We start from the raw sequence: 7,592 nt of genomic DNA, 5'->3' as shown, positions 1-7,592 counted from the left end.
CCAATAACATCCCAAGAAGCAATATCAACAGCACTCAAAGCAGTAACAGACTCAAATGATCTAGGTAAATAAAAATCTTGTTTATACCATTCATGATAATTCTTTTCAACCTCTTCAACTTCCTTACCTATATATCCTTTTGCGACCTGCTTTATAGCGTTATATACTGATATTATTCTCAACGTAGGTACTGCTTCCCCATAACCTACCATTCCATTATCTGTCGTTAGTCTTACTATAATCATACTAGAAGCCCATGTAGCACTTCCCTTCTCTTTGTGGGTAAGAAGTATAGGTTCAATTTCCTTGATTTTCATAAACTATATTTTGATATTAAAATATAAGTCTTTCACAATGAGAGGTATAAATGATAAGGATATAATAAAATTTGTTGGATATATAATAAGAATTATATTATTATTGGGCATCATTTTCCAAGTAATTTTAACAGTACTTCAAATAGTGTCAGATGTCATAAAGTTAAATATACTTGACTTAGTAAACTCGACTATTATAGGATCCCTTCTAATATTGGTCTTTCTTGAGTTGTATATAGCTGTAAATAATTATCTATCTGGAAAAGAAAGAAGTATAGCAAATGTTATTGACGCTGGAATATCTTTTGTAGTTAGAGAAATAATTCTAGAACTCTTCTCCGCTAACACCAGTATAACGAACTTACTAATCCTCGCAGGAATAGTAGGAATATTAACTTTATCAAGATTTTTAGCTAGTAAATAATATATACCACAATCTCGATCATAATATACTTCACTCTTTATTGTGATCATATTTGTTTAGTAAATTAATTATTAATGCATCACACTCACCAGTTTGCATGAAAATGTAGTAAAGTTTCGAATATGTAAAATTGGATCATTAATATACAGTAGCTTAGGATCTTCAATAAGTTTGACTTAAAACATAGCTTAATAACGGCAACTGTAAAAGTCACTAATAGAACGTTTTACTTTATAATGCAAAAATTCATGCAAATTAGAATTAATTCTATCATTACTTTAAGAACATCCTTCTTCTTTCCTTTTTTGTTACGAACTATATTAAAATTTTTCTAACTCAAGCTTTTATTTGTAGTTATTAAATCTAGCATTATGCAAGAGTTAAAAATACCACCTAATCAGAAGTACGTAAGAAACTTTATAGTGTATGCTGAATTTGGACTACCTGAAGTTAATTTAAACTCGTACAAGCTTAAGGTTAGTGGAGAGGTTGAGAATCAAGTATCACTCACTTACGATGATTTACTAAAAATGCCAATGAAGGAAATAGTAGAAGACTTCCATTGTGTTACAGGCTGGTCAGTTAAGGAGGTTAAATGGGAAGGGATTCCTTTCAAGTTAATTATAGACTTAGCTAAGGTTAGGGAAGGAGTCAAATGGGTTATGTTCTATAGCTTAGACGGATATACGTCAATTGTACCTTATGATGATGTATTAAAGGAAAATGTAATCATAGCATTGAAGATGAATGGTGATAAAATACCTCTAAAACATGGTTTTCCAGCTAGACCAATAATACCCCATTTATATGGTTGGAAGAGTGCTAAATGGTTAACAGAAATAGAGTTTTTGAAAGAATACGTAGACGGTTATTGGGAAGAAAGAGGCTATCATGAGCGTGGAAACGTTTGGGAAGAGGAAAGATTTAAGGGACAAGGTGGTAAACATTCTAGAAGAAGACCATTATTGTAACTTACTACTTTGTCTTACCTTTTTAGCTTCTTCTTCATAAGCTTGTAAAACTGATTCAATAGTTACTATCCCTAAAAGTTTGTTTTTATCTACCACTGGAATACATTTACTTTTAGCTAGTATTTCTAAGGCTTCCTCTAATGAAGAGCTTAACGAAACATAAGGGGTTCCCCTAACTACGTATTTGCCTACCATATCTGTTAATGGTTTATCCTCAATCTCCTTTAAATACACGACCCCGATGAAGTTGGAATTATCATCAACTACCGGTAAACTTAGATAATTCCTCTCATACATTAGCTTTAATGCATTTTCTACTGTATCATGAAATCTAACCTTAATATCGTCTATTTTACACGAGGAAACTTTAACTAGTGTAAGGATCGGTGTTTCATACTCTGATCTATGTGCTGGTGAATCTCTTCTAGAAGTCAACTGAGATGGATAAATCGTATAATTACCTGATACTAAATATGATAGCGCTACAGCTATCATAGCTCCAGGTAATAGCTGTAAACTACCAGTCATCTCAGTTACCATTATGAGAACAGATAACGGAACCTTGCCAGCTGCTGCAAAGAAACTTATCATACCTATAATTACAAATGGTGCTAAGGAAGAGGCTACATTGGGGAAGAAGTAATGGAAAACTAAGCCAAAATCAGCCCCAATAAAAGCACCAATGAATAAACCCGGTATGAAGACACCCCCACTACCACCAGAGCTAACTGTAAAAGATGTTGCTAGTATTTTTAAAATAGGAAGCAATACTAAAAGAGCTAATAATGGGAGAACGGGAGAATAAAAAGCTGAGAACTTCCCATATTCGGCTAAGTTTATCCATCCTTCTCCGGTAGATAAAACCTCTGGAGCCATCAATGCTACTAACCCAGCTAATCCACCGCCTATTAAAGGTTTCAAATAATTAGGAACTTTTTTCATTCTTACGAAGAGGGTATTAACTCCATTAAGCGTCTTCACATATAGTATTGCCAACAAGCCAGAAATTATTCCTATGATTGCGTACATTGGAAGCCTTAATGGATTAAAGGGAATTGAGTAATATCCAAATATAGGTTCAAACCCTGCATATAATCCAAATATTGTATAGCCAATTGCAGAAGCTACTAAGGCGGGGTATATTACTTCTGGTTCTAAATCCCTTTTGTAAAGGATCTCAGAAGCTAGTAACGCTCCGCCAATTGGTGTTTTAAAAATTATACCAATTCCAGCTCCTATTCCCACTGCGACAGCTCTTCTTCTATCTTCTGGTGACAATCTTAATAAGTCTAAGATTACTGATCCAATTCCAGCTGAGAATTGAGCTGACGGACCTTCACTACCCGCGCTTCCGCCAGAACCCATGGTTATTGCTGAAGCAATTATTTTTATTGGAACTACTCTCCACCTCATTTTACCTTGTCTGTAATGATAAGAGGAAATAGCATAGTCAATTCCACTTCCAGCTGTCTCCGGAGCGAAAAAATATACTATCAAACCGGATAATAAGCCTCCGATCGCTAGGGAAACTGGTATAAGAATATACCTTCCAGTTCTAAATACGAAATTTAAGGAACCACCTTCACCTATTGGATACGGATAAGAAATTTCAACGAAATCCATTAAAAATATATGAGTAAAAAGGTTAAGTAAGAAGTAAAATAATATTACAAGTAACCCTATAACGACTCCTAGGATTATACCTAAAATTAACCATTTTTCAAAATATGGCAATGAAGAAATCTTCATATCTAAATTTGAACCTGAAAAACTTGATAAAGCTATTTTGAAATAAATCCCATAAAGTATTAAGATATAAATTAATAGATTAAAAAATAACAAAATCAAATCCTCAATAAATTTTGACTTTTCTCCCTCTCATGGTTTGACAGCTTAGCTCGTCAGAAAGTATGGACATTTTTGAATGTTCTAATTAATCTAAATAGTGGGGAATAAGGTTTTTTAGTATGATATAAACAAATTTATATGATTCCATATGACTCAAGAAATTTCTGGAACAATTAAGGAATTACAAGAGATAGTGGAAAAAGTTGATTACAATCAAAGGCTCTATAAGGATATATACAGGAAGAGTGTTGAAGACCCAGCTGGTTTTTGGGGTAAATTAGCTAATGAGCTAATTAGTTGGTATGAGCCTTGGATAGAGACCTTTAAGCAAGAAGTATTAACAAAATGGTTTGTTGGTGGAAAGTTAAATGCTTCATACAATGCTATAGATAGACATCTCAATAGTAATAAAAAATACAAAGCTGCCATAATTTGGGAATCTGAAAGGGGAGAAAAGAAAGTATTAACGTACCAAGACTTGTTTTATGAAGTAAATAAATGGAGTAATGCCCTTAGAGAATTAGGTGTCAAAAAGGGTGATAGAGTGACAATTTACATGCCACTGACACCAGAAGGAATAATATCAATGCTTGCTTGTGCAAGAATCGGAGCAATTCATAGTGTAGTTTTCGCCGGTTTCGGCTCTCAAGCATTAGCTGATAGAATAAGCGATGCTGAATCTAAATTAGTGATAACTGCTGATGCTTACTATAGAAGGGGAAAAATAGTAGAGTTAAAGAAGGTTGTCGATGAAGCCTTTACTAAAATTCCTAACAATTCAGTAAAAAATGTTATAGTATATAAAAGATCTGGAATTGAGATACCATTTAAGGAAGGAAGAGATGTTTTCTTTGACGAGATAGGAAAATATAAGTATATTGAGCCAGAGCCAGTAGAGTCCACTCATCCTTTGTTTATCCTTTATACATCGGGAACTACTGGAAAGCCTAAGGGAATAGTTCATTCAACTGGGGGGTTTTTAGTAGGTACTTCAGCTATGTTATTATGGAGTTATGGATTAAGCCAAGAAAATGATGTTTTGTTCAACACTTCGGATATTGGCTGGATTGTAGGACATTCTTACATAACTTATTCCCCCTTAATCATGGGAAGGACCGTAGTTGTCTATGAAAGTGCTCCAGATTATCCTTATCCAGATAAATGGGCTGAACTAATTGAAAAATATGGAGTTACCACATTTGGAACCTCTGCTACATTCTTAAGATACTTGATGAAGTATGGTGATTCTTATATACGAGCTCACGATTTATCATCACTTAGAATCATCGTTACTAATGGGGAACCGTTAAACTATGCTCCATGGAAATTTGGTTTAGAAAGCATTGGAAGAGGAAGAGTTTATATGTCTCACCAATGGTGGCAAACTGAAACCGGTGCTCCAAATATTGGCTATATGCCCGGTTATCCATTATACTTACCTATGAAGTCTGGACCTTCATCAGGATTTCCATTACCGGGAAATAAGATTAAAGTATTGAATGATAAGGGAGAAGAGATAGTAAATGAAAGGGGATATTTAGTTATGGAACCACCATTCCCACCAAGTATGATGATAGGGATGTGGAATGATAATAATGGTGAAAGGCTCATAAAGACTTACTTCAATAAGTTCCCTAACATTTATTATACTGGTGACTTTGCTATGATAGACTCCGAAGGATACGTGTGGGTGACTGGTAGAGCCGATGAAACGTTAAAGATAGCTGGACACAGGTTAGGAGCCGGCGAGATAGAATCAGCTATAACTTCACATCAATCTGTAGCCGAGGCTGCCGTAATTGGGATTCCAGATCAAGTAAAGGGAGAGGTAGCTCATGCATTCGTAGTCTTAAAACAAGGATATGAACCTTCACCTCAGTTAGCTAATAGTATTCAAGAACACGTAAGAAAGATACTGGGACCAATAGTAGTTTTAGATATACATTTCGTTAAAGCTTTGCCGAAGACTAGGTCCGGCAAGGTGATGAGAAGAGTAATAAAGGCTGTAATGTTAGGATCTAGTGCAGGAGACATCTCAACACTTGAGGACGAAGCATCAATGGAAGAGATAAAACGAGCTATAGAAGAACTTAAACATCAATTAAGCCCATGATATTACAGTTTTTATCTCGCCAGGAGATTTTTTGTACAAAACTGAGGGAGCCTCTTCAGCCTTAACTACTCTTGTTATCATCCTATTCAGAGAATCACCATAAATATTCTTCCATACCGTTAAATAGTTTACACCATCCATGAAATCCTTTTTGCTAGCATTAACACTACCAACTAGCAATATATTATTTTCAACTAGAAATGTAACCAAATCAGCAGTGATTTCTGACTTCTCCCCACCAGTTGTACCAAACAGTACCACTGCAGAGTTTTTGTTAAGTAGTTTCATTAGTGGGATAAAAGCCGACGGATGACCAGAAGTATCTACTAAAACGTCTATATTAAGCGATAAACTTGGAGTCTTCAGCGTATTTACGAACTCAATATTAGCTTTTTTTGTGATATATTCTTCTACTGCAGATGGATCTCTCCTATTTAAAATATAAGTATTAAAACCCTGTGAAGAGAAAAGCATACCAAAAAGAATACCTATTGGACCAGAGCCAATTATAACAGCATTTTTACAAGAATAACTTCCCTCTTTACACCACCATATCATCCTTCTCTGTACAAAAGTTAACTCGTTATATGCTTTTATCACATTTGATAAAGGTTCTAAAAGCACTGCGATATCCTTTATCTCCGATGGTATTTTAACTAAATATTCCTCTTTTTCAATAAATTCATCTCTCATGAAACCATCATGACCTCTAATACCGGCTTCTACGAATTCACCAGTTTCACAAAAATCCTGCCTACCGACTAAACAGTTGGAACATTTACCACAACCCCTTCTCACAATCGGAACTACATAATCTCCCTTTTTGATCTCCTTGATCCCATCTCCGACATCAACGACTTGTCCAAATCCTTCATGACCTAACACTAAGTAGTCTTTCCCCTTTGGAGATCTCGAAAATGTTAACTGTGCGTTTACAATACCTCTATCCGTTCCACAAATACCCGTGAATAACGTTTTTACTAAAACTTCATTAGAATTAGGTTGCTTAATCCCTAAGTCGATTTCCTTCACTTCGATTCCTCTATTAGGGGGTCTAACTATTACTGCTTTCATATAAAAATTTTGTACTCTAATTATTTAAATGTTTTACACGATCCTCCATTATATATTTTCCAATTGTCAGAAAAATAAAATTTGCAGTCAATACTATATCCATCCAAAACTAATCTAACCCATTCTTTGTCGTCTTCCCACATTTTATCATATGGAATCCGATTAACGTCAATCCATAATGGTACAGCCTCATCAGTTTCCCTTATCTGTCCTTCGAAATCATTTATTACATAGACTTCCATAAGTTGGGCTATCTCACTGTCTAGGACGAAAGTAATTCTCCCCTTATACACGGCCTTTTTCGCAACTATACCAGTTTCTTCCCGTAATTCCCTTATCGCGCATTCCTCTCCATTTTCATTTGCCTCAAACTTACCTCCGGGGAAATTATAAAGTCCTTTACCGAATCCTCTCTTCTTATATATTAATAACACTTGATTTCCTTTTTGGACTATAGAGATACAAGTTAACATCCTAACTCTAACTTATTAGTTTTAAGTTAAATAAAGTAGATAGCTGAATTTGATTTATCTCTGTAATGAATATATTTAATAGGGAATATTGTAAGATACTAATTGTGAATATTAAGACTTTAATGGTAGTAAATCCCCCGATTGTGAGCAGAGAAGACAAGTTAGGTATCGTGTTTAAGAAAATAAATGAGGGAGGAATAGGCAGGATTATTGTGGCTAACGAGAAAATAGAGGGGCTCTTAACTACCAGAGATCTTTTAGGTTTATCCTTAGAATATTGTGGAAACGTTTGTACTCAAGGAGATCTTTATAAGATGTCTACTATAAACGTTGCCGATAAGATGACAAATAATCCAGTAACGGTTTACGAAG

The 7,592-nt window shown here is 34.8% G+C and carries 7 protein-coding genes and 1 pseudogene; 4 read left to right on the top strand and 4 right to left on the bottom strand.

Translation table 11 applies throughout. The features are described 5' to 3' along the window. Positions 1-317: pseudogene (locus DMP16_RS06730) on the bottom strand (mandelate racemase/muconate lactonizing enzyme family protein); the annotation flags it as partial. 37 nt (positions 318-354) lie between these two features. Here DMP16_RS06730 and DMP16_RS06725 point away from each other — a divergent pair. Next, the gene (locus DMP16_RS06725) at positions 355-741 is read left to right on the top strand and encodes a phosphate-starvation-inducible PsiE family protein (protein WP_069282718.1); all 387 of its coding nucleotides are present in this window, start codon (positions 355-357) and stop codon (positions 739-741) included. Positions 742-1,112: 371 nt separating this feature from the next. Beyond that, positions 1,113-1,712, top strand: a complete 600-nt coding sequence (locus DMP16_RS06720; protein ID WP_069282717.1) for a sulfite oxidase-like oxidoreductase — start codon at positions 1,113-1,115, stop codon at positions 1,710-1,712. Here DMP16_RS06720 and DMP16_RS06715 read toward each other — a convergent pair. Beyond that, on the bottom strand, positions 1,704-3,461 hold the full coding sequence (locus DMP16_RS06715) for a chloride channel protein (RefSeq protein WP_069284628.1): 1,758 nt from the start codon (positions 3,459-3,461) through the stop codon (positions 1,704-1,706). The genes DMP16_RS06720 and DMP16_RS06715 overlap by 9 nt on opposite strands. A gap of 247 nt (positions 3,462-3,708) precedes the next feature. Between DMP16_RS06715 and acs the strand changes: the two genes are divergently transcribed. Beyond that, the gene (gene acs / locus DMP16_RS06710) at positions 3,709-5,673 is read left to right on the top strand and encodes an acetate--CoA ligase (protein WP_069282716.1); all 1,965 of its coding nucleotides are present in this window, start codon (positions 3,709-3,711) and stop codon (positions 5,671-5,673) included. On the opposite strand, the gene DMP16_RS06705 is transcribed toward acs, so the two are convergent. After that, positions 5,662-6,747, bottom strand: a complete 1,086-nt coding sequence (locus DMP16_RS06705; protein ID WP_069282715.1) for a glucose 1-dehydrogenase — start codon at positions 6,745-6,747, stop codon at positions 5,662-5,664. The genes acs and DMP16_RS06705 overlap by 12 nt on opposite strands. Before the next feature lie 20 nt (positions 6,748-6,767). Beyond that, positions 6,768-7,220, bottom strand: coding sequence for an 8-oxo-dGTP diphosphatase (locus tag DMP16_RS06700; RefSeq protein WP_069282714.1), 453 nt, complete (start codon positions 7,218-7,220; stop codon positions 6,768-6,770). A 104-nt stretch (positions 7,221-7,324) separates the two neighbouring features. Between DMP16_RS06700 and DMP16_RS06695 the strand changes: the two genes are divergently transcribed. After that, a partial coding sequence (locus DMP16_RS06695) for a CBS domain-containing protein (protein WP_143577006.1) occupies positions 7,325-7,592 on the top strand: 268 nt, incomplete at its 3' end.

Origin of the sequence: Sulfolobus sp. B1, from assembly GCF_007050195.1 — an archaeon.
Taxonomy (GTDB): domain Archaea; phylum Thermoproteota; class Thermoprotei_A; order Sulfolobales; family Sulfolobaceae; genus Saccharolobus.
The sequence above is the reverse complement of the archived record's forward strand: the minus strand, read 5'-3'. Positions and strand labels throughout refer to the sequence as shown.